Below are 24,286 nucleotides of genomic sequence, written 5' to 3'. Positions count from 1 at the left end.
CCCGGGAAACCGACACCCTCAGGCGGACGTGAGCGGCGCCGTGGCCAGCAGGTGGCTCGCCGCCACGCTCGCGCCGTCCGTGCGGACCTCGCCCGCGAACCGGCGCGCGCGGGCGGCCACCGCCGGGCGCAGCGCGACCTCCAGCGCCGAAGTCAGCGCCGAAGTGGTCGGCACGCCCGGTTCCGTCGCCGCGCCGAGGCCCAGGGTGCGGACGCGGCCGGCGAAGTAGTGCTGGTCGTACATCTGGGGCACCACCACCTGCGGCGCGCCCGCGCGGGCCGCCGTCGTGGTCGTGCCCGCGCCGCCGTGGTGGACGACCGCCGCCACCCGGCGGAACAGCGCCTGCTGGTTGACCTCGCCGACGCCGAAGCAGTCCGGGTGCCCGGCGGGCGCGGCGAGGTCCGCCCAGCCGCGGGCGATGACCGCGCGGCGGCCGTGCGCGCGGGCCGACGCCAGCATCGCCTCGGCGAGCTCGCCCGGGGCGCGCATGCTGCCGAACCCGAAGTACACCGGCGGCTCGCCCGCGTCGAGGAACTCCGCCAGCCCGGGCGGCAGCGGCCGTTCGTCCGGCCAGGTCCACGCGCCCGTCTGGACGACGTGGGCGTCGCCCGGCTCGGGCCACGGTGCCAGCGCCGCGTCGGCCGCGAGCCAGGGCCGGCCGGAGAACACGTGCGCCGGCAGGTCGGCGACGGGCGGCTGGCCGGCCGCCGCGCGGTGTTCGTCGACCCGGCGGCCGAAGAACGTGTTCCAGCGGTCCGCGTCTTCGGCCCAAAGGGCGCGGTTTTCCGCCTTTCCGGGCGACCGCCACGGCATCGGCGGCGGCGCGTGCGAATCCGACGGCAGGGTGATCGGGCAGAAACTCGCGTAGACGTAAGCGGCGCCGCGCCGCTCGGCGACCGAGCGGGCGGCGAACTGCAGGGCACCGGCGGCGACCAGGACGTCGCAGCCCTCGGCCGCCGCTCCGATCGTCTCGAACTGGGTCGTCACGGTGTCCTCGGCCGCCGTGCGGATCTGGTCCGGCGTCGGCGGAACCCGGTGCTCCGACGCGGTTCCGCGCAGGGGCGGGCCGATCGGCACGACGTCGAACCCGAGCTCGTCGAGCCAGTCCCGGAAGTCGGGCGGCACGCACAGCCGGACGTCCTGCCCGAGGGCTCTCAGTTCCGAGGCCAGCGCCACCACCGGCTGCACTTCGCCCCGCGAGCCGATCGTGGACAGCAGCACGCGCATGGAGAATTCCCCTCACTGGAAAATGGTGAGCCCGAATTGTGGACCCGCGCCCTGGCCTTGCCGCAAGCCCCGGTGTCCGCTATACAGTTGAATGGGGAGAGGGACGCGCGTGTCCTCTTCGACTTCCGATCGTGCTGCTTCCGGTGTGCTCTTCCGGCCCGCTCAGCCTGCGCCCGCCCGGTGTCCTGACGTAACCTTTGATGACCGAACCCGGACCCGGTGGGGAAAAACCCGGTCGGCAGGAGGTCACGATGACACTTCGCAGCGTTCTCCTCGGAGACGAGGTCATCCTGTCCGTCGACGGGATCTTCGACGGCGGTTTGGCCCCCACCTACCACCAGGCGATCGAAGACGCTTTCGCCGCGGACGTCCGCCGCGTGGTCGTGGACCTCGTGCAGGCGACGGCCGTCGACGGCGGCGGCATCGCGGTCCTGGCCGCGACGGCGGCGGGCTGCGCCGCCCGCGAGACCCAGCTGATCATCGCGATGCCGCGCGGCGTCGAAGCCGTCATCACGGACCCCGCCCAGGTCCGGCTGCTCCTGCGCAGCTTCGAGCCCTGGCAGGACGCCGGTTAGCGGACCCGGACGGTGATCCGGAAGCGGCGCAGCTCGCTGTCCGGTGCCCACGACCGCGCGTGCCGGGCGACCAGCGTCGTCTCACCCGGCCCGTCCGCGTGCAGCACGAACCGGTGTTCGCCGGTGCCGCCGGCCCGGTCCGCCACCGGGTGGAGGGTCTCTTCGACCACTCGCAGCGGCGGTTCCGGGCCATCGAGCACCCACTGGTAGCCGGTACCCGCGTTCTCGGGCAGGCGCAGCTCCAGCCGCTCGCCGGGCGCGACGTCCGCCGCCGCGCCGTCGGCTTCGAGCGTGATCACCCGCACGGGCTCACCACAGGTAGATCTCGTGGATCCGGCCGTCGGCGGCCTCGGGGTAGGTGACCGAGCCGCCCAGTTTCGCCGACGTGGCGAGCATCAGCAGCGCCTCGTGCACGCTGTCGCTGTTCGTCGCGAGGCGTTTCCAGCCGACACCGTCGACGAAGGCGTAGCCGTTGCGGTCGGCGTTGTTGGTCCAGAGGGCGAGCACCTTCTTGTTCGACTGCCAGGCCGCGGCGGTGGTGATCGGAGCCGCGGTCTGCGGGGCACCCGGCGGGCTCAGCGCCGGTTCGGCGGCCGGCTCGGCGGTGACGGTGGTGGTCGCCGCGTTGAGCTGGTCGGGGGTGAGGGGCTGGGGCGCGTTGTCCGGGCTGGCGGCCGGGGCCACCGCCGCGGGAGCGCTGGACGGGCTGGTCGATGCGGCCATCGCGGGCTCCTAGAAGACGTAGGTCTCGATGATCGTGCCGTTGTTGTTGAACGCGTTGACCGGACGGCCACCCTGCTTCGCGGCGATCAGCTCGATCAGCATCGCCTTGTTGATCACTTCGTCGTCGGCGGCCAGGTGCAGCCAGCCCATGTTCTGCAGGTACGCCCAGGTGTTGCGGTCCTGGTCGTTGCTCCACAGGCCGAGCACCGACGTCGAGCCGGTCCACGAGCGCAGGTTCACCGCGCCGACCTGCTCGACCTGCCAGGTCTCGATGCCGCATTCGCCGTAGGCGATCCGGAAGAAGCCGCCGTCGCCCCAGTTGGTGCTCCAGCTGTTCTTCGCGATCCAGCAGCCCTGGCTGTCGTCGTAGCCGACGAGCGTCACGCAGTGGCCGCCGGCGAGCGAGCCGGTGACGTGCCGGTAGACGCCGCTCTTGTAGGAGAAGAAGTCCTGGTACACCAGGAAGCACGCGACGAGCGCGCCGCGGGCCGCCAGCTGCTCCTTCATCGCCGCGGGGTTGCCGGTCAGCGACGTGTACGACGGCGTGGTCGCGAGCCGGTTCGGCCAGTCGGCGTTCAGCTTGGCGCCGGAGCGGTTGCGCGGGCTGTACGGGAAGTAGTCCTCGTAGGTGATGCCGACGTCGTGGCAGAACTTCAGCGCCCGCTCGGGCATCCAGCCGGTGTCGCAGGTCGCGCCGTCGTTCGCGCCGTGGGTGTAGAACAGGTGCGCTTCGGACAGGTCGAGCTGCAGGCCGGGCTGCCCGCGGGTGAACGCGGCGACCGTCTCGATGGTGGCGGCGGTGCCGAAGGAAACGCAGGAACCGCAGTCGCCCTGGTCCTTGACCGGGGTGACGTAGTTGCTGCCGCCCGCGTTGCGGCTGTCGAACTGCGCGGCGGCGCCGGCCCCGGAAACGGCGGTGGCGCGGGCGGCTTCACCCTGGGCGAGGGATTTCGCCGCCGATTCGAGTTCACGCCGTTCGGATTCCGGCGGCAGCGGGACCCCCAGCCGGTGGCGGCGCTGGTCTTCTTCGAGGATGGTCATGGAGTTCTCGCCCGTGACCCAGGGATGGCCCTGCGCGGCGAGCTCGGTGCGGACCCGGTCCAGTTCGACCGGTGACGCGGGGGTTCCGGGATCGGCCATGATGACTCCCCAATCTTCGACGCCTCACGCGGCGGTGGCCGTGCTCGACCGGTTGTACTCCGGCCGCGGCGATGGTCACCAGAGAGGTCATCCTTTTGCCGAGGAGCAGTTTTGTGGCGACTCGTGAAATGGTGATCGGTCAAGAAATCTCGACGCGGTCGGCGATTTCGGAAACTGTTTCCACGGGGCCCAGTTCTTCGGCGAAGATGGTGTCGATCTTCCGGCCGGCGGTCCGCAGTTTTGCGCCCGCCCCGAGCAGCACGAGCACGGCGAGCACCGCCGGCGGCCAGATGACCCCGGCGGTGATCAGCACCGCGGCCGCGAAAACCGCCCGGACGGTGACCCGGTGCCACCGCGGACGCGGCTTGGCGTGCCGCCCGCGCGGGGTGTGGGAAACGGGCCGCGCGAGGGCAGCGTGGACAGTCATCCAGACCTCCGGAATTTCGTCGAACCGGCCGGGACGGGGATTCCCGGCGATGGTGCCCGCTCGTTCGGCACACCGGATGTGTCGAGGTGGGAGGCGTCGCGGTTACCGGTCGTTATTGCTTCGAGTCCGAATTCACGAAAGGCGCTTCGTCGTTGTTTCGGACGCTTTTCGGCACCAGGGCCGTTCGGCCCGGATCCGCGCGCCGGAGGTCCCGCTCAGGTGTCGTCGTGGCCGCCGGGACCCTTCCCCTTGCCCCGGGTCTCGCCCTTCCCGGTCTTGCCGGGCTTGGTGGTGGGCGGAGCCGGGCGGGTGGGCGTCTCGCGGGTGACGGCGGCCGGCTCGAGCGACGGCGACCCGACCGACGACGCGGGCGGCTGCGGATCGGGGCTGCCCCGGTCGGCGAGCGGAGCGGAGGTGGGGGACGGCGAGGTCGCCACGGGTGCGGGCGGCTGGGCGGGGGTGGTGGTTTCGGCGCCGTCCGTGGTGAGCAGAGCGGCGGAGAGACCGGCGACGGTGAGCACGGCCAGCACCCCGGCGACGGCCAGCCGACGGCGCCGTGCGGGCCGGGGATCGGCAGCCGGCTTGGCGAGGACGGCGGTCTTGAGGTGCGCGGACCCCGCGGCCGCGCTGCTCCCGGTGGCGGAGTGGTGGGGCTGGGCGCTGCTCGGGTGGTGGCCGCCTTGCGCGGCATCGGCGGCTGGCCCGGTGTCGGTGGTGCGGTGGTGGGGTTGGGCGCTGCTCGGCTGGTGGGTGCCTTGCGCTGCGGCAGCGGCCAGCCCGGCGTCGGCGGTGCGGTGGTGAGGTGGGGCGCCGCTCGGCTGCTGGCTGCCTTGCGCCGAGTCGGCGGCCAGGCCGGCGTCGGCGGCGCGGTGGTGGAGCTGGGCGCCTGGGTCGTGGCTGCCGCCCGTCGTGTCGGCGGGCGCTCCCGCCTTGGCGGCCGGCCCGGCGTCGGCGGTGCCATGGTCGGGCTGCGCGACGCCCGACCGGTCGCTGCCTCCCGCATCGACGGCCGAACCGGCACCCGCCGCGAAGGCCTCTGCAGGCGCCACTGCCGCCAGCCGGCGCCGCCACCGCGGCCGGCGCAGCGCGGTCACCGGCGCCGGGGCGTGCAGTAGCCGCCGGACCTCCTCCGCCGTCGGGCGGTCGGACGGCTCGCGGCGGGTCATCCGGCGCAGCGTGTGGGCCAGCGAGTCCGGCACGTCCGCCGGGATCCGCGGGGGCCGGGTGAGCCTCGCCATCGCCGCCTCGACCATCGTGCCCGCGTACTCGCGCTCGCCCGTCAGGCACTCCAGGAGGATCAGGCCCAGTGCGTACACGTCCGCCGGTGGGCCCGCCGGTTCGCCGCTGACCTGCTCCGGGGCCAGGTAGGCCGCCGTGCCCGGGACCACGCCCGTGCCCGTGATGTGCGTCGTGTCGAGGGCGTGCGCGATGCCGAAGTCGCCGATCAGCGGGCCGGCCGCGGACAGGAACACGTTGGCCGGCTTCAGGTCGCGGTGGACGATGCGGCGCGCGTGGACGTGGGCCAGTGCCTCGGCGAGGCCGTCCGCCAGTGCCGTCACCTCCGCCACCGGCATCGGGCCGCCGAGGAGGCGCTCCGCCAGGTTTTCGCCCTCCACCAGCTGCATCACCAGGAAGGTCCGGCCGTGCTCGCTGCCGCTGTCGAGCAGCGCCACCACGCCGGGGTGGCTGATGCTGGCCTGGATGGTCGTCTCGCGCAGCCGCCGCCGCTGGTCCACCGGGAGCGCGTCCCCGTCGTAGATCTTGACGGCGACCTCGCGGTCCAGCCGGACGTCGTAGGCCCGGTAGACGCGTGCCGTGCCGCCGCTGCCGATCAGCCTGCCGACCTCGTAGCGGCCGGCCAGCAGGCCCGGCGGCAGCTCGTCGTCCGGCGCCCGGCGCGGGGCGGTGGTGAAATCACCCAGCGCGTAGCGCGCGCACGTGACGTCGTCCGAGCTGCCCGCCGTCGGGCGCCCCGTTCTCCCGGCTTCGTCGGCCACGGGCGCCAAGTACCCCGGACGCGTGAACGGCAAACGTCGGAAGATCACGAAATCCACGGCCGTTGCGGCGCAGATCGCGGCCGGGGCCGAAACGGGGGACAATCGACGGGAGAGGCGCAGCCGACCTAGGAAGGCTCTGATGGCCGACTACTACGGGAACCAGCCCCAGGACGTCCGTCCGGGGATCGACGCGCGCCGGCTGTGGGCGGGCGGCGTCGCGACGGCGGTGGTCGCGGCCCTGCTCGCGGTGGTCGGGCTGCTGATCGCGCGGGGCATCTTCGAGGTCGAAGTGCTCGCCCCAAAAGGCGAAGGCGTCTGGGGCAACGCGAGCACCACGACGTACGCGCTGGTCGCCGCCGCGGTGGCCCTGCTCGCCACCGGGCTGATGCACCTGCTGAGCGTGGCGACACCGGCGCCGTCCCAGTTCTTCGGCTGGATCATGGTGCTCGTCACGCTGATCGCCGTGGTGCTGCCGCTGACCCTCACGGTGGCCCCGAGTGCGAAGATCGCGACGGCCGTGATCAACCTGGTGCTCGGCCTGGCCATCGCCGCGGTGGTGAACAGCATGGCGGCCAGCGCCCGGACCCTGCACCGGCGGCGCAGCCAGAAGAACACGCCACCGCCGCCGACGCAGCAGCAGTGGACGCAGCAGGAGCCGCCGACCCGGTACTACGACCGCTGATGGACGTCCAGGAGACGAACCGCCGCGTGATCCGGCAGTTCCGCGCGGGCGGCGAAGTGGAGGGCATGCACCGCGAGCGCCTGGTGCTGCTGACCACGACGGGCCGCCGCACGGGCGAGCCCCGCACGGTCCCGATGATGGTCCACCGCGACGGCGACCGGCTGCTGGTGGTGGCCTCCAACATCGGCGCGCCGGCGCACCCGGACTGGTACCTGAACCTCGCCGACGACCCGCGGGTGCGGGTCGAGGTCGACGGCCGCGAGTTCGCGGGCGAGGCGCTGCCGCTGCTGGGCGCGGACTACGTGCGGACGTGGGCGGAGCTGGAGCAGCACTACCCGTTCCTGGCCGAGCACCGGGAGAAAGCCCGGCAGGCCCGCCGGGTCATCCCGATCGTCGAACTGTCCGAAGAGGACTGACGCGGTCCTCTTCGGACGGTCCTACTTGCTCGCCACCCGCCGGTAGCGGGCCGTGGCCAGCGGGGCGAAGACCGCGATGATCGCCACGCAGCACACGATCGAGTACAGCGCCGCGTGCTCGGCCGGCCAGCCCGTCGGCGGGGCGCCGAACCGGTTGCCGAACAGGTCCCTGGTCGCGTTGATCACCGCCGTGAACGGGTTCCAGTCCGCGATCGCCTTGAGGAAGCCCGGGAGGGTCTGGGTCGGGACGAACGCCGAGGAGATGAAGCTCAGCGGGAACATCCAGATCAGCCCGGCGCTCTGCGCGACCTCGACGCTGCGCGCCGCGAGGCCGATCAGCGCGCCGACCCACGACAGCGCCCAGGCGAACATCAGCATCACCAGGTAGCCGAGCAGCGCGTCCCAGAAGCTGCCGCGGATGCGCCAGCCGACGATCAGCCCGCACAGCGACATCACCACGAGCGCCACCACGCTGACCACGAGGTCCGACGTCGTGCGGCCGAGGATCACCGCGATCCGGGACATCGGCAGCGAGCGGAACCGGTCGATGATGCCCTTCTGCAGGTCGTTCGCGAAGCCGATGACGGTGAACGCCGAGTTGAACGCCACCGTCTGGGCGAAGATCCCCGCGATGAGGAACTCGCGGTACGCCGCGCCGCCCGCGTCGCCGCCGATCGCGTTGCCGAAGACGTAGGCGAACAGCAGCACGAACATGATCGGCTGCAGGGTCGCGGCCATCAGCCAGTCCGGGTTGCGGCGGACGTTCACCAGGTTGCGCCAGGTGATGATGCCGCCGTCCGAGATGCCCTTCGCGAGCGCGTTCACTTCGCGGCCTCCTCGGCGCCGTGACCGGTCAGGGACAGGAAGACGTCGTCCAGCGTCGGCCGGTGCAGGGCGACGTCCTGGACGGCGATGCCCTGGGCGTCGAGCCGCCGGAGGGCCTCGATGAGCGCCTTGGGGCCGGTGTCGACGAGGATCTCCGCGCGCCGCGTGTGGTCGTCACCCGAGGGGTCGCCGGTGCCGACCTCGCGCAGCACCTCGAGGGTGGCCGGCAGGTCGGCGGGGGAGGCGACGACCAGCTCCAGGCGTTCGCCGCCGATCTGCGCCTTGAGCTCGTCGGCCGTGCCGCGGGCGATCACCCGGCCGTGGTCGATGACCACGATCGAGTCGGCGAGCTGGTCGGCCTCTTCGAGGTACTGGGTGGTCAGCAGCACGGTCGTGCCGTCGGCGACCAGCTCCTTGATGACGCCCCAGGTGTCGAGGCGCCCGCCCGGGTCGAGGCCGGTCGTCGGCTCGTCGAGGACGACGACGGTGGGCTCCGCGACCAGCGCGCCGGCGAGGTCGAGCCGCCGCCGCATGCCGCCGGAATACCCCTTCGCCGGCCGGTCGGCGGCCTCCTCGAGGGCGAACCGCGCGAGCAGCTCCCGGGCGCGGGACCGGGCCGCCGCCTTCCGCCTGCCGTAGAGCCGCCCGACCATGTAGAGGTTCTCGAACCCGGTGAGGTTCTCGTCGACGGCCGCGTACTGGCCGGACAGCCCGATCCGCCGGCGGACCTCGTCGGGCTGGGTCAGGACGTCGTAGCCCGCCACGCGCGCCTCGCCCGAGTCCGGCCGCAGCAACGTGGTCAGGATGCGGACGGTGGTGGTCTTCCCGGCCCCGTTCGGGCCCAGCAGGCCGAGCACGCGCCCGGCCGGGATGTCGAGGTCGACGCCGTCGAGCGCGCGCGTCGAACCGTAGGTCTTCACGAGCCCGCGTACCTGGACGGCGACGTCCGGTTCCGGCTGTGGCATTTCGGCTCCCCTTCCGATGACACCGACAAGCTAGGCCACATTGTCCGCTTTGTCCTCCGGGTTTCTCCCGGAGGACAATTACTTCGCCGAAAGCGTGACCGCGAACTCCGGCGGGGTCCGCAACGACTGGAACACCACGCAGTAGCGCTCGGTCAGCTTCTTGAGCGTGGCGAGCTCGGCTTCGGAAGCGCCGGTGTCGAGGTCGAACGACAGCCGGATCGCGCGGAAGCCCACCGGCGCGTCCTTCGCGACGGCCAGCGTGCCGCGGAAGTCCAGGTCGCCCTCGGCGCGGACGCGGCCGCCGCGGACCTCGAGGCCCAGCGACGTCGCCACCGCCCGCAGCGTCACCCCGGCGCACGCGACGAGCGCTTCGAGCAGCATGTCGCCCGAACAGGCGAGGGTGCCGTCGCCGCCCGTCGCGGGGTGCAGGCCGGCCTCCACGACCGCGCGGCCGGTTTCGACCTTGCAGGAGATGCCCAGGCCGTCCAGTTCGGCGTCGGCGTGCAGCGTGACGACCGCGCTTTCCGGGTCTTCGCGGTACTTGTCCTTGAGCGGGGCCTGGGTCGCGCGCAGTTCTTCGGTGTCCATGGGCCGATTCTGCCCCGGAAAACGGAGAAGCGGGGGGACCGGGAATTCCCGGTCCCCCCGCTTCAGCGGTTCAGCGTCAGCTCAGGGTCACGGCCACGTCGTCGATGACGAACGAGGTCTGCAGCGAGCTGTCCTCGGTGCCGGTGAACTTCAGCGCGAGGGTGCTGCCGGCGGCCGACGAGACGTCGATCGTCTTGAGCGCGTACCCGGACGCCTTGTTCAGGTTGGAGTAGCTGCCCAGCGTCGTGCTGCCGTTGGTGACGGTCAGCTTGTCGTAGGCGGTGGTGGTGGTCGTTTCCGCGGTGTCGATGTGCACGTAGAACGTCAGGCTGGCGTGGCAGCCCGCCGGGATGCTCACCGACTGCGCGACGGACTCGGTGTGGGTCGAGCCGTAGCCGTCCAGCCAGGCGCTGTACGTGCCGCCGTGCGCCGCCTCACCCTGCGAGCTCCACTGGCCGATGGCGCCGGTGGTGCCGGTCCAGCTGCCGCTGCCGGATTCGAAGCCGCCGTTGACGATCTTCTGGCCGGAGCAGCCGCCGGTGGTGCCGACGGTCCACGTGAACGACGCCGTGCCGGTCTTGTTGGCCGCGTCCTTCGCCGTCACCGTGACGTTCGAGGTGCCCGCGGTGGTCGCGGTGCCCGAGATCGTGCCGGTGGAGGCGTTGATGGACAGGCCGGCCGGGAGACCGGTGGCCGACCAGGTGTACGGCGCGGTGCCACCGCTGGCCGACAGCGGCAGGTTCACCGAACCGCCGGTCGTGGTGGACTGGTTGCCCGGGTTGGAAACGGTGACCGTGCCGGTCGCCGAGCAGGTCGGGTCGGCCGACTGGGCCGGCACGCTGATCGCGTCCCACGCCGCCTTGACGGTGTTGAACTCGGTGCAGCTGCCCGGGAACAGGTTCTTCGCCGCGGTCAGCGTCCAGGTGCGGTACTTCAGGTACGAGCTGCTGGTGGTCTTGAGCAGCATCGCGTTGTAGAAGATCTTCAGCGCGGTCTGCACGCCGAGACCGGTGACCGTGGAGCTGTTGCACGTCGTGCTGGTCGGCTGCCCGTTGGTCGGGTTGGTGCCTTCGGCCAGCAGGTAGAACCAGTGGTTGCCGGGGCCGGCGGCCGCGTGCACCTCACCGTTGGGGACGGAGCTGTCGTAGCAGTTCTTGTCGCCCAGCGCCGACGGGTTGTACATGTTGCGGATCGGGCCGGAGCCGACGAGGTTGACCTGCTCGCCGACGAGGAAGTCCGGCACGTCGTACGGCGACGGCTCGTTCGCGAACCACTCGGTGGAGGCGCCGAAGACGTCCGCGACGAACTCCTGCGTGCCCGCGCCGGAGATGCCGCCCGGGGTGTGGTCGTCGATGCCGTGGCCGTGCTCGTGCGCGACGACGTCGATCGAGCCGATCCAGCCGCCGGCGGTGTTCTTGCCGATCTGGACCTGGGTGCCGTCGTAGTAGGCGTTCTGGTCGTTCAGGCCGACGCGGATCGGCCAGCCGCCGCCGCTGCCGTCGAAGCTGTTGCGGCCCAGCCACTGCGAGAGCATCTTGTTCTCGGTCTGGGCGGCGAACAGCGCGTCGACGCAGCCGGTCTCGCGGTTGCTGGCGGTGCCGTTGCCCCAGAGGTCGTCCGGCCCGCTGAACGTGGTGTTGTTGGCCGCGTCCTGGCAGGACGTGTTGGTGATCGTCGGGTCCTTCAGCGTGTAGGTGCTGCCCGAGTGGGTGGTGTCGAGGTGCACCGGGTTCGGGCCGTTCCACGCGCTGGTGCCGTCACCGTTGAGGACGTGCTCCTGCGTCTTGAGCACCTTGCCGGTGGTGGCGTCGACGATGACGTCGAGCCGGCTCGGGCCCTCGGCGTCGCGGCCGACGACGGTGCTCTTCCACGCGAGGGTGGGCGTGCCGAGCGCGTAGACGACTTGCTGCGCCGGGCTCGCGCTGTCCACCGCGGACAGCTGCTGCCGCGCGGTCGCCTCGGCCGCGGCCTTCGACACCTTGGCGGTGGTGGAGGCGAGGTCGATGGTCTGGTCCTGCGCGACGGAGGTGCCGAGCACCTGGCCCGTCGAGTCGGTCGCCACGACGAAGTCGCCGCCGACGACCGGCAGGCCCTTGTAGCTGCGCTCGTAGGGGACGTACTTGAGCCCGTTGGTCGAGGAAATCGCTTTCTGGGCGAGGAAAACGTCGTCCGCGCTGGCGTGCAGCGCGGCCGGCTTGCTGGCGACCAGGCCGGCCGCCGCGTTGACGGCCAGGGTCTGGGCGTCGGCGGTGGCGTTCGGGGTGGCGGGCTGGGCCTGGGCGGCGGTGGTCGTGCACATCGCGGCTATCAGCGCGCCGCTCGCGGCCAAGACGATGGGACGTCTCAGGTGCATCGAAGGATCTCCTCCGGGCAGGGCGATCTCGGCCCGGTGCAGGCCGGGCCGAGAACGGGGGACGGGAAAAACGGTGCTGCTTGGCGGAAATCAGGATCCGGCGCCGAAGGCTCGTGAACAAGCGACTAACGTACGGTCTTATCTACCGGACGCAATACTTCCCAAAAAGGACATTTCCCGCCATTGGGATGCGATTCCGGTCCGTCCACTCAGGACCGGAGGGGGATCACCGCCGTTCGGGTGATCTTTGCCGCCGCGGAAACGGCGAAAGGCCCCTCCGCCGGGGATCGGCGAAGGGGCCTCTCGGTGCTGCGGACCGTCAGGCGGTCGTCTCGCGCTTCGGGAGCTTCCAGCCCGGGCGCACGAAGTGGCAGGTGTACCCGTTCGGAATGCGCTGCAGGTAGTCCTGGTGCTCCGGTTCCGCCTCCCAGAAGTCACCCACCGGGCTGAGCTCGGTGACGACCTTGCCCGGCCACAGGCCCGACGCGTCGACGTCGGCGATGGTGTCCTCGGCGACCCGCCGCTGCTCGTCGTCCTCGAAGAAGATCGCCGAACGGTAACTCAGGCCGATGTCGTTGCCCTGGCGGTTCTTCGTCGTCGGGTCGTGCACCTGGAAGAAGAACTCGAGCAGGTCGCGGAACGTCGTCCGTGCGGGGTCGTAGACCACCTCGATGGCCTCGGCGTGCGTGCCGTGGTTGCGGTAGGTGGCGTTGGGGACGTCGCCGCCGCTGTAACCGACCCGGGTCGAAACGACCCCGGGCAGGCGGCGGAACAGCTCCTGCATGCCCCAGAAGCAGCCGCCGGCCAGGACGGCCCTTTCGGTTGACGTGGTCACGGCGTCACTCCTTCTCTTCGTGCGGTGCTTCCGGCAGGTACAACTTTCGTCGGCCACTGATGATTCCACGCCGGTGTTACGGAAGGCTGACGTCACTGGAACGGTGGTATCACCTGGTTGATACCGATGATAGTGCCTGGTGGTGTCGCCCGCCTGCGCGAGGTGGCGCTGCCGCGGGAGCGGGCGGGCCCACCTGACCCTCCACAGTGGACTCTAGACCGGACGGCGGTGCCGGGTTCGCCCGGATGTCAGGAAAACGGGACTCTCCCCGCGCTTCGGCGCGACGCGACCGGACGGCGGTGGGACGATGGTCCGGGGCCGGCCTCCGACACGGCCCCGAGGAGGCGCGCGATGCGCGACCACGAGGGGATCGCCCCCGAACGGACCAGCGGGGTATTGGTCGTCGAGGTGTCCGGCGAGCTCGACATCGACACCGTGGGGCAGTGGACGAAGGTGATCGAGGACACCATCTGCGAACTGCCGGGGCCGCACCTGCTGGTACTCGACCTCGGGCAGCTGGAATTCCTTTCCGTCCGCGGGATCCGCGGTCTGCTGCGGGCGTTCGAGCTGTGCTGGGAGCGGGGGATTTCGGGCTGCCTGATCGCCACGCCGGGCAGCGCGGTGGAGCGGGTGATCCGGCTCGCCGGACTGACCGGACGGGTCCCCCTCTTCCCGCACCGGCTGGCGGCGATCGCCGCGTACCAGCCGACGGAGATGCGCTGGCTGCCCAGCTGAGGGGAGCGGTCGCGCGCGGGTTTTCGTGTCGCCGGGCGGAATTTCGCCGGGGTTCGGCGGTGGCTTGTGTTGTGACGCATGGTTTTCGTGGCCCCGCCCCGACCCTTCGGCTTCGGTGCGGGCGCACGTGTGCTGCCGCCGCGGCCGCGTCAAGCAGGCTCGCGCACCAGCTCGGCCGCCGCCTCCGCGAAGCCCCGTACCCGGGCCGTCGCCGTGGCGGCCGGCCAGACGAGGCCCCACTCGAGGCGGGGCGCGTCGGTGATCGGCACGTAAGCCACGTCGGGCCGCGGGTAGTACCGCCGGATGTGGGCCCCGACCGGCAGCGCGCCCTCGCCCGCGCCGGCCAGGGTGAGCAGCTCCTGCAGCCCGGCCCGCGGCCGGATCGCGGCGGCCGGGGCGTGCTCGTCGAGCCACGGGTCCGGCAGCGCGCAGCGCAGCACCGGGACGCGCGCCAGGTCCGCGACCGTCACCGAGCCGTGCCGGGCGAACGGGTGGCCCGCCGCGACCGCGAGGAAGCGCGGCTCCCGCACCAGCACCGGGCCGGTGACCAGGTCCGGCGCCGCCAGCGGGAGCCCGGCCAGCACGACGTCCACCTCGCCTTCGCGCAGCCAGGGCAGGACCTCGGCCGGTCGCACCTCGCGGAACTCGACGCGGCAGCCGGGCTCCCGCTCACGGAACCGCTCGGCCACGCCGGCCAGGAGCTGACCGCCCGCCGCGTCGCCGAACGCGACCCGCAGCGTGCCGGTGATCCCGCGACCGGCCTCGACCGCCCGGTCCAGCGCCGCCCCGACCGCCGAGAAAGCCGGGGCGAGGTCGGCGACGAGCTGCCGGCCCACCGGTGTCAGCGCCACGCGGCGGCTGGTCCGGGTGAACAGCGGCACGCCGATCCGCCGTTCCAGCTTCCGGATCGTCTGGCTGACCTGCGCCGTCGAGACGTGCAGCCGCTCCGCCGTGCGGCCGAAGTGCAGCTCCTCGGCCAGCCGCAGGAACGTCTCGAGCTCGCGCCACTCCGGCATGCCCGCCCCCATCGTCAACTCTCGCTTAACGATCGTGGCACACAACCGCGTTGATCGGCTTCGCGGGGCGGGCCAGCCTGGGGGGCATGACCACCGGAAACGACCTGCACGAGATCGTGGACGCGCTGTACCGCTTCGGCCTCGGCCAGGACCTCAAGGACCGGGCGCTGTTCGCGTCCTCGTTCGCCGCCGACGCCGAGCTGGACTTCCGGCCCGCCGCCGCCAAGTGGGGTGCCCGGCCGCCGTTGATGACCGGTCGCGACGAGATCGTCGACACGATCCTCGCGCTGTTCGACGGGCGTGTCGACACGACCCACCAGGTGACCAACCCGCGCGTCACCGTCGACGGCGACACCGCGCACCTCACGGCGCTGGTCGAGGCGCAGCACCTGCTGAGCGCCGACCACGCCACGCACGCACTGCTCAAGAACCGCTACGACACCGACCTGGTCCGCGACGGCGACCGCTGGGTGCTGCGCCGGGTCGTCATCGAGAACGCCTGGTACACCGGCGACCCGGTGGCCATCTTCGGGTGAGCGCTACTCGCCGCGCATCGACCGGCGGATCTCGGCCAGCCGGTCCTTGGCCGCCTGGTCGCGGTCGGCGATCTTCTTGTCGAGGGCGTCCGCGGTGTGCTCGGTGCCGAGCCCGGCGACCTCGGCGGCACCGACCGACGTCGTGTACCGGTTCTCGATCTTGTCGCGCACGAAGTCGAAGCTGGGCACGCCGCCGTCGCTGTAGTCCGGCTCCGGCAGAGGTGGCGAGGGCACCGCGATCGCGGCGGTGGGGGTGTCGTCGACGATCTCGCCGTCCAAGACGTTCGGGTCGCGGTCGGGTGTGGTCATGAGCCGACTGTAGCGCCGGAGTGGGCACTCCCGCCGGTACCGCAGTGGGTAATTCGGCCGTTGGGCGGTGCCGCGCGGTGCGGAATTCTCGACCCGCACAGCCGGTGTCCGGAGGGAGCAGACCATGAGTGCCGGGGCCTACCGCGCCGAAACCACGGAAATGGGGACGGTCGCCAAGGCGGTCGAAGAAGTCGGGTCGTCCTTCCATTCGGTGACCCGAGACCTGGAGAGCCTGGTGCTCGACGCGTTGTCGTTCGCCGGGATCGGGAGCGGGGTGGCCGCCGCGAACTCGGCGCTGCACTCCTCGCTGGGCAGCGCGCTGCAGAAGTTCCTGAGCCTGATCACGAACGTCAACCAGAACGTCCAGACGGCCGCGAACCGCTACAACGCGGCCGACTCCGACGTCGCGCAGGCCTACGGCGGCGGCCAGGCCCAGGCCGGCGGCGGGGGAGCGGCGGCCGCGACGGCGCCGCAGCAGCTGGACCCGCGCGTCGTCGACTCGATCATGCGCTCGGAAGGCGCGACCGGCGAGCAGGGCGGCGTGCCCGAGGCGTACGGCTTCCGGCAGAACATGCACAACGGCTACGACCGGATCATCGCCGCACGCGAGCAGTACGGCATCGGCAGCGCGGAGGAACGCGCCGTCGTCTCGGACCTGATGACGGCGAACGCGCGCACGGCGGGCGCGCTCAACTTCACCGACCCGGGCACCCAGGCCGCGATCATGTCCGGCGCGCACATGCGCGGTGCCGGTGGCGTGCGCGCGATCCTCAACCACATGGGCGGCGACGAGATCGTCCGCAGCTCGCGGACGCTCAGCGACGCGACGATCCAGCACGTGCAGGGCCTGACGCCGGAGCAGTTCCAGCAGGAGTTCCGCGACGCCCGCGTCGAATACGACCGCCAGATCTACGGCGACACGACCACCCGGCAGGGCGGGCACACGCAGAACTGGTGGGACCGCTACGGGAACGGCCTGACCCAGCGGTACGACCGCGAGCAGGAGGAATTCCTCCGGCTTTCGCAACTGCGGAACTGACCGGTTCGAAGATCCAAAAACTGGGCACCTTACCTCCTGTCGCCGAACGACAACGGGAGGCACGCGATGAACCGGAGGATGATCGCACTACTGGGCGGGGTCGCCGCGATGGCGGGGACCGTGGCGTTCGCGGGAACGGCCGAAGCGGCGTCGACGCCGTGCAGTGCCGACGCGAAGGCCTGCGTCCAGCGCAGTTCGAATACGGCGTGGTTGACCGACGGCGCCGGGAACGTCACCTACGGCGGCGTCCCGATCACCGTGGGGCTGCCGAAGTACCCGACCCCGCTGGGGAAGTTCCACGTGCAGTACAAGGACATCGACCACTACAGCAAGCAGTACAACGGGCCGATGCCGTACTCGGTGTTCTTCACCACCACCGGGGTCGCATTCCACCAGGGCAGCCTGAAGGTGAAGTCCCACGGGTGCGTGCACCTTTCGCACGCGGCCGCGGTGACGTTCTACAACTCCTTGCACCCGGGTGACGTCGTCGAGGTCGTGCCCTGATCCGTCCGGTGTGGACGGTCGAGCAGAGTGCCGATGACGGCGCCGAACACGAGGTGATCGGCCAGCTGTGGGGCGCGGGGAAGCGCCTGCACAGCGGGGAAGGCCCGGCTGGCGACGCGGAGATCGAGTGCGGCGATCGCCAGCCCGGCCACCGCACCCCGGGCACCGCCGCGACAACCGGCCGCGGCGAGCACCCCGGTCCACCCGGCGGCGACGAGAACGTGCGCGACCAGCCCGGCGGCGACGCCGGGCCGGTCGCGCCGGCCGGGGAGGATGGTTCCCGCGGCGCGAGTGGCGGCGAGGAGGTCGCCCCCGGTGAGGAGGGCGTGCGCGGTGGACGGGACCCCGCTCACGACGGCGGCAACGGCCCCGGCCCGCACGATCTGACGGATCCGGCGGCGGCGCGACGTCATGAACGCCCCTTTCACGTCGTCAGGCGAGGTGAACGACTCTTTCATGTCGTCGGTCCAGCCCCGCCCGGCTCGGCGCGCGATGTCGTGAACGCCCCTTTCACGTCGTCAGGCGAGGTGAACGCCCCTTTCATGCCATCCGGGCGACGTCAGCCGGCCGCGAGGTACGCCGCGACCCGGATCCGCAGCCCGCGCACGTGCGGGAGCGCGACGGCGAACGCCCGCGCGGGCCGGTACCCCGGCCACGGGTCGCCGTGCGTGCACGGCCCCAGGAAGTACACGAAGCCGTCTTCGTCGTCGTAGCGGCCACGCGACCAGCGCTGGACCCCGCCCGGCACCCGGGCCTCCCAGTAGGCCGGGTGCTTCATCACGCGGGCGAGCTGCCGGGCGAAGCGGGGCAGCTCGGCTTCCGCCAGCCCGAGGCCGCGGCCGCTCCAGACCCGTGGGGTGCGTTCCGGCGTGCGCGCGGGGCAGCCGAAAGTCACCTCGGCGTCGGCGTAGCGGCGGGTCCAGCGAGCGCTTTCCGTTGCCAGTGCGTCGAATTCGTGGCCGCCGGTGATCTCCAGCGTCATGGGGAAACGATAGTCGATCAAGCGCCCAGGAGTACCGCCGCGCGGGTGTCGGTCGCTGATCCGATAGTGTATACAGTATGCAGTAGCCGCGTCGGATACGGAGGCCGCCATGTACTCAGTCACCGACCCCGCGACGGGGGAGCGGGTCGAGGAGATCCCGAACGCGACCGACGAGGAGGTCCGCGCCGCCATCGGCCGGGTGCACCGCGGGTACGCGGGCTGGCGGGCCCGGCCCGTCGCCGAGCGCGCCGCGATCGGGCGCCGCGCAGCCGAGCTGTTCGCCGAACGCGCCGACGAGCTCGCCGCGATCATGACCCTCGAAATGGGCAAGCGGATCAACGAAGGCCGCGGCGAGGTCGGCGTCGTCGCCGACATCTTCCGCTACTACGGCGAGCGCGGCCCGGAGCTGCTGGCCGACGAGCCGCTGCCGATCCGCGGCGGCGAGGCGGTGCTGACGAAGGAGCCGATCGGGCCGCTGCTCGGCGTCATGCCGTGGAACTTCCCGTGTTACCAGGTCGCCCGGTTCGTCGCGCCGAACCTGGTGCTGGGCAACACGATCCTGCTCAAGCACGCGTCGATCTGCCCGCGCTCGGCGGTCGCCATCGAGCGCGTACTGCGCGACGCCGGCGTGCCCGAAGACGCGTACGTGAACGTCTTCGCGTCGAGCCGTCAGGTCCCGTGGATCCTCGCCGACCCGCGCATCCAGGGCGTGTCGCTGACCGGCAGCGAGCAGGCCGGCATCGCGGTCGCGGCCGAAGCCGGGCGCAACCTCAAGAAGAGCGTCCTCGAGCTCGGCGGCTCGGATCCGCTGATCGTGCTGGACACCGACGACCTGGACGAGACGGTCAAGACGACCGCGACCGCCCGGATGCGCAACTGCGGCCAGTCCTGCAACGCGCCCAAGCGGATCATCGTCCTGGGCGAGCTCTACGACGAGTTCGCCGACCGGTTCGCCAAGCGCGTCGCGGCGTACTACGTCCCGGGCGACCCGGCGGACCCGGCGACGACGCTGCCGCCCCTGGCCTCACCGGCCGCCGCGGACGAGGTGGCCGCCCAGGTCGAACGCGCGATCCGCGACGGCGCGACCCTGCGCGCGGGCGGCCACCGCGTCCCCGGCCCCGGCGCGTACCTGGAAGCGACGGTGCTCACCGACGTGACCCCGGAAATGGCGGCGTACCACGAGGAGATCTTCGGCCCGGTGGCCCTGCTCTTCCGCGCGGAGACGGAGGAGGAGGCGATCGCACTGGCCAACGACACCCCCTTCGGCCTCGGCGCGAGCGTCTTCAGCACCAACCGCGAACGCGCGGCCCGCGTCGCCCGCGCCATCGAGGCGGGCATGGTCTACCTCAACAAGTCCGGCGGCTCGGAGGCCGACCTCCCGTTCGGCGGCATCAAGCGCTCGGGCATCGGCCGCGAGCTGGGGCCGCTGGGGATCGAGGAGTTCATGAACAAGAAACCGATACGCCTCTGACCTGCTGTTTTGTTGCTTCTGGCCCCGTCAGGCCGTCGTCAGGCCGTCTCGGAATCCTGGGCCGTCTGCTGCGGCCGACGGGGCTTGAACACGCGGTTGGTCGCCGCCCGAGCCCGCTTGTGGCTCGACGGGACGAGGTGGGTGTAGATGCGGAGCGTGTATCCGGGGTCGTGGTGGCCGAGGTACTCGGCGACCTCCTTGATCGACACGCCGTTGGCGAGCATCGTGGACGCGAAGAAGTGCCTCATGGCGTGCATGCCGTCTCGGCGTTCGACGTACTCCAGGCCAGCGCCCGCGAAGGCCGGTCGCCAGACGTGGTACGTGAAGTTGGCGCCCTTGATCACGTTCCTGATCGGCTGCCCGGCGTAGACGCTGCGCTTTGTTGACCGGCTGATCAGCACGCGTACGGTCTCCGGCCGGCCACCCGGTTCGAGCCAGGGGAGTGTCAGCGTGACCGGCTCGAAGGTGGCCATGTAGTCGTCTATGTCATCGAGCACGCCTTGCCCGAGCGGCACCACCCGCGTCTTGCCACCCTTGGGAGGCGAGAACACCGGCTGAGTGCCGATCCACCGGATCTGACGCTGAACGTTGACGATCATCTCGTCCCGGTCGACGTCGTCCGGGCCGAACCCGAAGATCTCCATTTGCCGCAGCCCGAGGCCCGCCCCGAGCGGCACCGTGACGGTGTACTCGGCTGGCAGGGCGAGCCGCACCGCGCGGACCCGGCTGTCCGGCCACGGGATGACCTTCCGTTGGACGGGCTTGGGCCGCTTGACGCTCTTCGCCCGGCACGGGTTCGTCCGGATCTTCTTGTCGTCGTAGGCCGCCTGGAGGATCGCGGAAACGGTGTCGAACAGCACCGCCCGGGTGGACGCCATCAGGCCGCGTCCGCCTTCGCTCTTCGGCCGCTCCAGCCAGTCGAGCCAATCGCGAATGGTGTCGGTCTTCGCGGCTACCTTGAGCGGCTTGTCCCCGAGGAATGGGAAGATCCCGGTCTTGGGGTGGTTGCTCACGGTCTGCCGCGTCCCCGCGTCGGCTGACTGGCCCTTGCGCCACTGGGCCGTGTAGTCGCGGAACTTCTCTTCGCCGGACTCGGCCGAGATGTACTCACCGGCCAGCACGTCGTGTTGCATCTTGGTCAGGAACGTCTTGGCCTTCGTAAGTTGCTTGTCCGGAAAGGACTTGCTCCGTTCGTTGCCCTCGGGATCGTAGTACCGGACCTTGTACCGGTCTCCCTTGCCGAACAGTTCGGTCTTCTCGCGGACCGGGTGCCCCTTGGCATTGAAGACCGGCTTGCCTTCCGCGTCCTTCTTCTGTCGCCACCATCGGTCTTGCACGTGGCCTTTCATTATTTTCTCCTATCCTAGTTGGTTTTGATGCGGCTTAACCCCATGCCCGAGGTTGATCGGGCATGGGGTTTCGTAGCCGAGACCTTCTATGCGGCACCGTCATGGCTGAGCTGGTCGATCCAAGCTCGTACCGCTTCGGGGGAGTACCGGACGTGTTTGCCCATCCGAATCCACGCGGGGCCGTAGCTCTTGAACCGCCAGTCCCGCAGGGTCTTCTCGGGTATCCCGAGGAAGGTGGCCAAGTCCTCAGGCGTCCACAGGCCCTCGATGCTCACCACCTTGATCCGTGCGCTCATGTCTGCCCCCTCAGGCCGCCAGAGACGAAGTTGCCGAAGTAAATTGGACGGGCGGCCCGGCAGCAGCGAGCATTGCCCTGGAGTACTCCGCCTGCCACGCGATGCGCTCTGAGATCGCGCGCATGACCAGCTGGTCCCTCGGTGGGCAATGGGTGTCGCCGGGCTCGACTTTGCGCCACACGAACCGATCCGGAGCCGGTTCCGGCTTGCTGATCCCGACCGCCGCCAGTGCGGAAAGCACGAAGCCCCGGCGGTCGGCCTTGTGGTCGGCGACCGTCTTGCCGGACCACTTGCGCGACACCAGCACCCGCCGCCCCGGAAGCCCGAGCGTCGAACGGCGATGCGCCCGTCCCTTGCAGTGGCCTGGGACGGTCTTTCCGTTGGCTCCCTTCGGGTTGATCCCGTACAGCAGCCACACCGCACAGCGCGGCGAGCACGGCGTCACGGCCAGGTGGGCGTGCAGCATGTCGTGGTGATCTCGCTGGCCGGCCGTATCCGCGTCGACGACCTCACCGGTCGACTTCGTGAGGTACTTGGTCAGGTAGCCGATGTGCCGCCCGGCCTCCTCCGTCCCGCCGAGGATGCCCTTCGAGTGCACCTGCGTGCCGAACCGCACGACATGAGCCGGTTCCTCCACGGCAGCCACCGCGTCATCCCACGCCGTCAACGGCTCCCGCGTCTCCGGGTCCACAAAGGAACGGGAATCGGGATCCCACAAAGGGTTTCGATCCGTATAGACCAGTTCATCGTGAGCAGGCCACCACACCTGGTGGTAGGTCGCTTCGGTGACGAGCCGGATGGTTTCGTGCGAGATCGCGCCCCGCAACGCCGTGTGCAGATGCGGGGCCGCCCGTCGCTGCGGCTCGACTGTGGCGAAGTACTGCACGTCCCATCCGACGACGCGGCGGAGGTTCTGCCACCACCGATCCACCAGCGCCGCGAAGTGCACCGCATCCCGAGCCGCCCGACGATAGTCATACGACGCCGGGTCGACCGGTGACCCGTCTGGCCGGACACGGCCGTAGGTGTCGCAGGTCAGCGTGACGAACATTGACGGCCGGAACTTCCCCGCGAACTCCCGCCCTACCGTCGTCTTCGCGACCTTGCGCCGAGGCAGGTTCGGCGCGTCCTGCCGCCGCCTGGTCGACCGCTTCACGGCCTTGCGCTCCGGGACGTCGAGAGCAGGCAGGCGGCCGGTCATGCCCGAGGCCCGCAGTTCCGCGTCCACGCCCGCGACCTCTGCCCGCAGCTCTTCGGCCTCTGCCTCGTCCCCGGCCGCCATCACGTCGCGGTAGTGCGCCGCCAGGTCGGCCCGGTAGGTCAGCAGCTCGGTTTGGGTCTCCGAGGGCTTCTCGCGGGTGATCACCGGCTCTTCGGTCAGGTGCCACCCTTCCCGGCACTGGGCCTGCCGCAGCGCCTTCGCCTTCCGGGCGCACGGCAGGCACACCGACTCCACCGTGGAGCCGCAGGGGACGGGGACATAGCGGACTTCGCCGGTTTCGGTGTCGCCGACCTCCATCGTGAACGGCCGGGTACACACGCCGTGCTTCTCTGCCGTGGCCTTGACGACGTCGGCGGAGAGGGCACCGCGGATTCGCTCGACCGGGGTGGCCGGCACCGCCTGCGACTGCGGGTCTTCGCTGGTGGTGGTCATGCCGACCTCCCTTCGCCCGTGCGTCGATCGGCCAGGCTGATCACCTGGGCGCCGCCGTTGGTGACGTAGTGCTCCAGTTGCTTGATCGTGTGATCGGGCACCCACCCGGCCCGCACGCGCAGGGGTTCGCGGATGCCTTCGCCCCAGACGTAGCCGACCCCGGCTGCCGATTCCGGGATGCGATTGGCCCACGCGCCACGCTCGTACGCGCCGTCGCCGAGGACCATCGGGACCTGCGTCTTCGAGGTCAGCCGCATCGCGATCCGCCGGGGCAGCAGCTCCCGCACCGGCACCGTGTCCTTGGTCGGCTCCTGCACGTAGCCCCGGACGGTGAAGCCGAGCGCTCGGCCTTGGGTGGTCAGGATTGCGACCTTCTCCACGATGGCGTCGCGGGTCTTGCGGTCGGTGTACTTGGTCAGCGCGCCGATCTCGTCGAACTCCAGCAGCTCCACCGGGTAGTCGGTGGAGATCGGGACCTGCCGGGTGTGCCCGGCGAACTCACGCTTGCGCCTGTCCAGCTCGTCCAAGAGCGCGTCAAGGACCTGGACAGCCTCCTGCCCGCTCTGGCCGTAGCGGGCGAAGATTCCGCGCCCGTAGGACAGCTCCATCGCCTTCGGATCGATCCCGGACACCCGCACCAGACCGGCCCGGATCGCCGAGGCCGCCGCGACCAGCGGGCACCACATCACCGAGTTCTTGCCCGACCCGGTGGCCCCGGCGACCAGGGTGTGAGCGCCGGTGCCGACGAGGGGGAGCTGCCAGGGCTTGCCGTACTCGGTCGACCCGGCGAACACCGCCCGCAAGTCCACACCCGTGCCGTCCACGGAGACCATCTCCGGCACCGGCAAGCACGCGACCGGTGAGGCGAGCAGGTCCCGGCGCATGAAGTCGATCGACACGACGTCGGGCTCGAGTTCCCGGATCTGGCAGCGGGTGACCTTCCGGGCGACCGCCAGCGCGCGGGCACCCTCGTCGAAGTCCTCCGGCTTCTGTCCCGGCACCAGTCGCACCCGGACCTCATCCCACGAGGCCCCGGACCGGACCGACAGCAACGTGGGCACCGCGACCCCGGCCGACCGGTCCTGATTGCGGGAGACGGTGTTTCGGCCCCGTCGACGACCGACCAGTGACACCGTGACGTCGACCGGCACCGAGGCGTCCCGGACCACCAGGCCGCAGGCGGTCAGCCAGCCGGCCAGCTTCCGGCCGTAGAGCGCCCAGCGCAGCCACCACGAGCGCACCCACCGCCCGCACCACTGGTCATAGCTCACCGCGTCCAGCCGCCACCAGACGAGCTGCACCAGGCCGAGCACGGCGAGGGTCACCAGGAGCGAGAGCCCGCCAAGCCACCGGCACCAGGCCCAGGCCGCTACGAGGGTGAGGCAGGTCCGCCAGTGCGTCACCAGTTGCCGAACAACCCAGCCGATCGCCCGTGCCAGACCCCAGAGCACCATCCCGACGACCGCGAGCGCGGCCAGCATCTCCGCCAGCCCGGCCAGAGCACGACCGATCTTCGCCAACGCCCACAGCAGAACGGCCAGGCCGCCGCCGACCGCCATCAGCGTCATCACGCCGTGCGCGTCCATCAGCGACCACCCCGCACACCGGCCGTGCGAAGCACCAGCGGGAGCATGCCCAGGCA

Annotated in this window: 27 protein-coding genes; 8 read left to right on the top strand and 19 right to left on the bottom strand. The window is 71.1% G+C overall.

All coding sequences use genetic code 11. The features are described from left to right. Nucleotides 1-18: 18 nt before the first annotated feature. Nucleotides 19-1,227, bottom strand: a complete 1,209-nt coding sequence (locus AB5J73_RS43625) for a glycosyltransferase (RefSeq protein WP_370965271.1) — start codon at nucleotides 1,225-1,227, stop codon at nucleotides 19-21. A gap of 251 nt (nucleotides 1,228-1,478) precedes the next feature. Between AB5J73_RS43625 and AB5J73_RS43620 the strand changes: the two genes are divergently transcribed. After that, complete coding sequence (locus AB5J73_RS43620) at nucleotides 1,479-1,802, top strand: STAS domain-containing protein (RefSeq protein ID WP_370965269.1); 324 nt, start codon at nucleotides 1,479-1,481, stop codon at nucleotides 1,800-1,802. Here the strand turns inward: AB5J73_RS43620 and AB5J73_RS43615 are convergent. From AB5J73_RS43615 to AB5J73_RS43595, 5 genes are all read right to left on the bottom strand, one after another. Then, complete coding sequence (locus AB5J73_RS43615; protein WP_370965267.1) at nucleotides 1,799-2,107, bottom strand: protease inhibitor I42 family protein; 309 nt, start codon at nucleotides 2,105-2,107, stop codon at nucleotides 1,799-1,801. The genes AB5J73_RS43620 and AB5J73_RS43615 overlap by 4 nt on opposite strands. 4 nt (nucleotides 2,108-2,111) lie before the next feature. Beyond that, nucleotides 2,112-2,525 carry a hypothetical protein gene (locus tag AB5J73_RS43610; RefSeq protein ID WP_370965265.1) on the bottom strand — a complete coding sequence of 138 codons (414 nt, stop codon included), beginning with the start codon at nucleotides 2,523-2,525 and terminating at the stop codon, nucleotides 2,112-2,114. Nucleotides 2,526-2,534: 9 nt separating this feature from the next. Continuing rightward, entirely contained in the window at nucleotides 2,535-3,665 is a 1,131-nt protein-coding gene (locus AB5J73_RS43605; protein ID WP_370965263.1) for a C1 family peptidase, read from the bottom strand. Nucleotides 3,666-3,804: 139 nt separating this feature from the next. Continuing rightward, nucleotides 3,805-4,092, bottom strand: a complete 288-nt coding sequence (locus AB5J73_RS43600; protein ID WP_370965261.1) for a hypothetical protein — start codon at nucleotides 4,090-4,092, stop codon at nucleotides 3,805-3,807. Between the two features lie 215 nt (nucleotides 4,093-4,307). Further along, on the bottom strand, nucleotides 4,308-6,089 hold the full coding sequence (locus tag AB5J73_RS43595; protein WP_370965259.1) for a protein kinase: 1,782 nt from the start codon (nucleotides 6,087-6,089) through the stop codon (nucleotides 4,308-4,310). 139 nt (nucleotides 6,090-6,228) lie between these two features. On the opposite strand from AB5J73_RS43595, the gene AB5J73_RS43590 reads away from it, so the two are divergent. Together AB5J73_RS43590 and AB5J73_RS43585 are read left to right on the top strand one after the other, a co-directional pair. Next, the gene (locus AB5J73_RS43590; protein WP_370965257.1) at nucleotides 6,229-6,771 is read left to right on the top strand and encodes a DUF6069 family protein; all 543 of its coding nucleotides are present in this window, start codon (nucleotides 6,229-6,231) and stop codon (nucleotides 6,769-6,771) included. Further along, nucleotides 6,729-7,187 carry a nitroreductase/quinone reductase family protein gene (locus tag AB5J73_RS43585; RefSeq protein WP_370965255.1) on the top strand — a complete coding sequence of 153 codons (459 nt, stop codon included), beginning with the start codon at nucleotides 6,729-6,731 and terminating at the stop codon, nucleotides 7,185-7,187. Before AB5J73_RS43590 ends, AB5J73_RS43585 begins: the two co-directional genes overlap by 43 nt. Nucleotides 7,188-7,208: 21 nt before the next feature. Here AB5J73_RS43585 and AB5J73_RS43580 read toward each other — a convergent pair whose 3' ends face one another. The 5 genes from AB5J73_RS43580 to msrA all read right to left on the bottom strand — a co-directional run bounded on the left by AB5J73_RS43580 (nucleotide 7,209) and on the right by msrA (nucleotide 12,753). Continuing rightward, entirely contained in the window at nucleotides 7,209-8,012 is an 804-nt protein-coding gene (locus AB5J73_RS43580) for an ABC transporter permease (RefSeq protein WP_370965253.1), read from the bottom strand. After that, a complete protein-coding gene (locus AB5J73_RS43575) occupies nucleotides 8,009-8,977 on the bottom strand; it encodes an ATP-binding cassette domain-containing protein (RefSeq protein WP_370965251.1) in 969 nt (322 codons plus the stop codon). The genes AB5J73_RS43580 and AB5J73_RS43575 overlap by 4 nt, the downstream gene beginning before the upstream one ends. 78 nt (nucleotides 8,978-9,055) lie before the next feature. Further along, a complete protein-coding gene (locus AB5J73_RS43570) occupies nucleotides 9,056-9,565 on the bottom strand; it encodes an OsmC family protein (protein ID WP_370965249.1) in 510 nt (169 codons plus the stop codon). Between the two features lie 76 nt (nucleotides 9,566-9,641). Beyond that, nucleotides 9,642-11,918 (bottom strand): M4 family metallopeptidase, encoded by a 2,277-nt coding sequence (locus tag AB5J73_RS43565; protein WP_370965247.1) that lies wholly within the window; start codon nucleotides 11,916-11,918, stop codon nucleotides 9,642-9,644. A gap of 319 nt (nucleotides 11,919-12,237) precedes the next feature. Then, the gene (gene msrA / locus AB5J73_RS43560) at nucleotides 12,238-12,753 is read right to left on the bottom strand and encodes a peptide-methionine (S)-S-oxide reductase MsrA (protein WP_370965245.1); all 516 of its coding nucleotides are present in this window, start codon (nucleotides 12,751-12,753) and stop codon (nucleotides 12,238-12,240) included. A 351-nt stretch (nucleotides 12,754-13,104) separates the two neighbouring features. On the opposite strand from msrA, the gene AB5J73_RS43555 reads away from it, so the two are divergent. Continuing rightward, complete coding sequence (locus AB5J73_RS43555; protein WP_370965243.1) at nucleotides 13,105-13,488, top strand: STAS domain-containing protein; 384 nt, start codon at nucleotides 13,105-13,107, stop codon at nucleotides 13,486-13,488. A 149-nt stretch (nucleotides 13,489-13,637) separates the two neighbouring features. Here the strand turns inward: AB5J73_RS43555 and AB5J73_RS43550 are convergent, their stop codons facing one another. Continuing rightward, entirely contained in the window at nucleotides 13,638-14,504 is an 867-nt protein-coding gene (locus AB5J73_RS43550) for a LysR family transcriptional regulator (RefSeq protein ID WP_370965241.1), read from the bottom strand. 86 nt (nucleotides 14,505-14,590) lie between these two features. Here AB5J73_RS43550 and AB5J73_RS43545 point away from each other — a divergent pair, with 86 nt between their 5' ends. Next, on the top strand, nucleotides 14,591-15,040 hold the full coding sequence (locus AB5J73_RS43545) for a nuclear transport factor 2 family protein (RefSeq protein ID WP_370965239.1): 450 nt from the start codon (nucleotides 14,591-14,593) through the stop codon (nucleotides 15,038-15,040). A gap of 3 nt (nucleotides 15,041-15,043) precedes the next feature. On the opposite strand, the gene AB5J73_RS43540 is transcribed toward AB5J73_RS43545, so the two are convergent. Next, on the bottom strand, nucleotides 15,044-15,349 hold the full coding sequence (locus AB5J73_RS43540) for a PspA/IM30 family protein (protein ID WP_370965237.1): 306 nt from the start codon (nucleotides 15,347-15,349) through the stop codon (nucleotides 15,044-15,046). Nucleotides 15,350-15,473: 124 nt separating this feature from the next. Between AB5J73_RS43540 and AB5J73_RS43535 the strand changes: the two genes are divergently transcribed. Then, a complete protein-coding gene (locus tag AB5J73_RS43535) occupies nucleotides 15,474-16,388 on the top strand; it encodes a hypothetical protein (RefSeq protein WP_370965235.1) in 915 nt (304 codons plus the stop codon). Nucleotides 16,389-16,454: 66 nt separating this feature from the next. Further along, on the top strand, nucleotides 16,455-16,892 hold the full coding sequence (locus tag AB5J73_RS43530; protein ID WP_370965233.1) for a L,D-transpeptidase: 438 nt from the start codon (nucleotides 16,455-16,457) through the stop codon (nucleotides 16,890-16,892). Here AB5J73_RS43530 and AB5J73_RS43525 read toward each other — a convergent pair. After that, nucleotides 16,847-17,305 (bottom strand): hypothetical protein, encoded by a 459-nt coding sequence (locus AB5J73_RS43525; RefSeq protein WP_370965231.1) that lies wholly within the window; start codon nucleotides 17,303-17,305, stop codon nucleotides 16,847-16,849. The genes AB5J73_RS43530 and AB5J73_RS43525 overlap by 46 nt on opposite strands. A gap of 146 nt (nucleotides 17,306-17,451) precedes the next feature. Continuing rightward, nucleotides 17,452-17,874, bottom strand: coding sequence for a hypothetical protein (locus AB5J73_RS43520; protein ID WP_370965229.1), 423 nt, complete (start codon nucleotides 17,872-17,874; stop codon nucleotides 17,452-17,454). Nucleotides 17,875-17,983: 109 nt separating this feature from the next. On the opposite strand from AB5J73_RS43520, the gene AB5J73_RS43515 reads away from it, so the two are divergent. Beyond that, nucleotides 17,984-19,345 carry an NAD-dependent succinate-semialdehyde dehydrogenase gene (locus AB5J73_RS43515; RefSeq protein WP_370965227.1) on the top strand — a complete coding sequence of 454 codons (1,362 nt, stop codon included), beginning with the start codon at nucleotides 17,984-17,986 and terminating at the stop codon, nucleotides 19,343-19,345. Between the two features lie 38 nt (nucleotides 19,346-19,383). Here the strand turns inward: AB5J73_RS43515 and AB5J73_RS43510 are convergent, their stop codons facing one another. The 4 genes from AB5J73_RS43510 to AB5J73_RS43495 form a co-directional block, all read right to left on the bottom strand. Beyond that, entirely contained in the window at nucleotides 19,384-20,694 is a 1,311-nt protein-coding gene (locus AB5J73_RS43510; RefSeq protein WP_370965225.1) for a tyrosine-type recombinase/integrase, read from the bottom strand. 86 nt (nucleotides 20,695-20,780) lie between these two features. After that, the gene (locus AB5J73_RS43505) at nucleotides 20,781-20,990 is read right to left on the bottom strand and encodes a helix-turn-helix domain-containing protein (protein ID WP_285993152.1); all 210 of its coding nucleotides are present in this window, start codon (nucleotides 20,988-20,990) and stop codon (nucleotides 20,781-20,783) included. Nucleotides 20,991-21,000: 10 nt separating this feature from the next. After that, on the bottom strand, nucleotides 21,001-22,644 hold the full coding sequence (locus AB5J73_RS43500; RefSeq protein ID WP_370965223.1) for a replication initiator: 1,644 nt from the start codon (nucleotides 22,642-22,644) through the stop codon (nucleotides 21,001-21,003). Beyond that, the gene (locus AB5J73_RS43495; protein ID WP_285993150.1) at nucleotides 22,641-24,230 is read right to left on the bottom strand and encodes an FtsK/SpoIIIE domain-containing protein; all 1,590 of its coding nucleotides are present in this window, start codon (nucleotides 24,228-24,230) and stop codon (nucleotides 22,641-22,643) included. Before AB5J73_RS43495 ends, AB5J73_RS43500 begins: the two co-directional genes overlap by 4 nt. Nucleotides 24,231-24,286: the final 56 nt, after the last annotated feature.

Source organism: Amycolatopsis sp. cg9, from assembly GCF_041346945.1.
GTDB lineage: Bacteria > Actinomycetota > Actinomycetes > Mycobacteriales > Pseudonocardiaceae > Amycolatopsis.
This window is presented reverse-complemented; position numbering and strand designations above follow the sequence as displayed.

Coding starts and splice junctions, on each gene's coding strand:
- AB5J73_RS43625 (WP_370965271.1), bottom strand. CDS start 1,227: ATGCGCGTGCTGCTGTCCACGATCGGCTCGCGGGGCGAAGTGCAGCCG.
- AB5J73_RS43620 (WP_370965269.1), top strand. CDS start 1,479: ATGACACTTCGCAGCGTTCTCCTCGGAGACGAGGTCATCCTGTCCGTC.
- AB5J73_RS43610 (WP_370965265.1), bottom strand. CDS start 2,525: ATGGCCGCATCGACCAGCCCGTCCAGCGCTCCCGCGGCGGTGGCCCCG.
- AB5J73_RS43605 (WP_370965263.1), bottom strand. CDS start 3,665: ATGGCCGATCCCGGAACCCCCGCGTCACCGGTCGAACTGGACCGGGTC.
- AB5J73_RS43600 (WP_370965261.1), bottom strand. CDS start 4,092: ATGACTGTCCACGCTGCCCTCGCGCGGCCCGTTTCCCACACCCCGCGC.
- AB5J73_RS43590 (WP_370965257.1), top strand. CDS start 6,229: ATGGCCGACTACTACGGGAACCAGCCCCAGGACGTCCGTCCGGGGATC.
- AB5J73_RS43575 (WP_370965251.1), bottom strand. CDS start 8,977: ATGCCACAGCCGGAACCGGACGTCGCCGTCCAGGTACGCGGGCTCGTG.
- AB5J73_RS43570 (WP_370965249.1), bottom strand. CDS start 9,565: ATGGACACCGAAGAACTGCGCGCGACCCAGGCCCCGCTCAAGGACAAG.
- AB5J73_RS43565 (WP_370965247.1), bottom strand. CDS start 11,918: ATGCACCTGAGACGTCCCATCGTCTTGGCCGCGAGCGGCGCGCTGATA.
- AB5J73_RS43555 (WP_370965243.1), top strand. CDS start 13,105: ATGCGCGACCACGAGGGGATCGCCCCCGAACGGACCAGCGGGGTATTG.
- AB5J73_RS43550 (WP_370965241.1), bottom strand. CDS start 14,504: ATGCCGGAGTGGCGCGAGCTCGAGACGTTCCTGCGGCTGGCCGAGGAG.
- AB5J73_RS43545 (WP_370965239.1), top strand. CDS start 14,591: ATGACCACCGGAAACGACCTGCACGAGATCGTGGACGCGCTGTACCGC.
- AB5J73_RS43540 (WP_370965237.1), bottom strand. CDS start 15,349: ATGACCACACCCGACCGCGACCCGAACGTCTTGGACGGCGAGATCGTC.
- AB5J73_RS43535 (WP_370965235.1), top strand. CDS start 15,474: ATGAGTGCCGGGGCCTACCGCGCCGAAACCACGGAAATGGGGACGGTC.
- AB5J73_RS43530 (WP_370965233.1), top strand. CDS start 16,455: ATGAACCGGAGGATGATCGCACTACTGGGCGGGGTCGCCGCGATGGCG.
- AB5J73_RS43525 (WP_370965231.1), bottom strand. CDS start 17,305: ATGACGTCGCGCCGCCGCCGGATCCGTCAGATCGTGCGGGCCGGGGCC.
- AB5J73_RS43520 (WP_370965229.1), bottom strand. CDS start 17,874: ATGACGCTGGAGATCACCGGCGGCCACGAATTCGACGCACTGGCAACG.
- AB5J73_RS43515 (WP_370965227.1), top strand. CDS start 17,984: ATGTACTCAGTCACCGACCCCGCGACGGGGGAGCGGGTCGAGGAGATC.
- AB5J73_RS43510 (WP_370965225.1), bottom strand. CDS start 20,694: ATGAAAGGCCACGTGCAAGACCGATGGTGGCGACAGAAGAAGGACGCG.
- AB5J73_RS43505 (WP_285993152.1), bottom strand. CDS start 20,990: ATGAGCGCACGGATCAAGGTGGTGAGCATCGAGGGCCTGTGGACGCCT.
- AB5J73_RS43500 (WP_370965223.1), bottom strand. CDS start 22,644: ATGACCACCACCAGCGAAGACCCGCAGTCGCAGGCGGTGCCGGCCACC.
- AB5J73_RS43495 (WP_285993150.1), bottom strand. CDS start 24,230: ATGGACGCGCACGGCGTGATGACGCTGATGGCGGTCGGCGGCGGCCTG.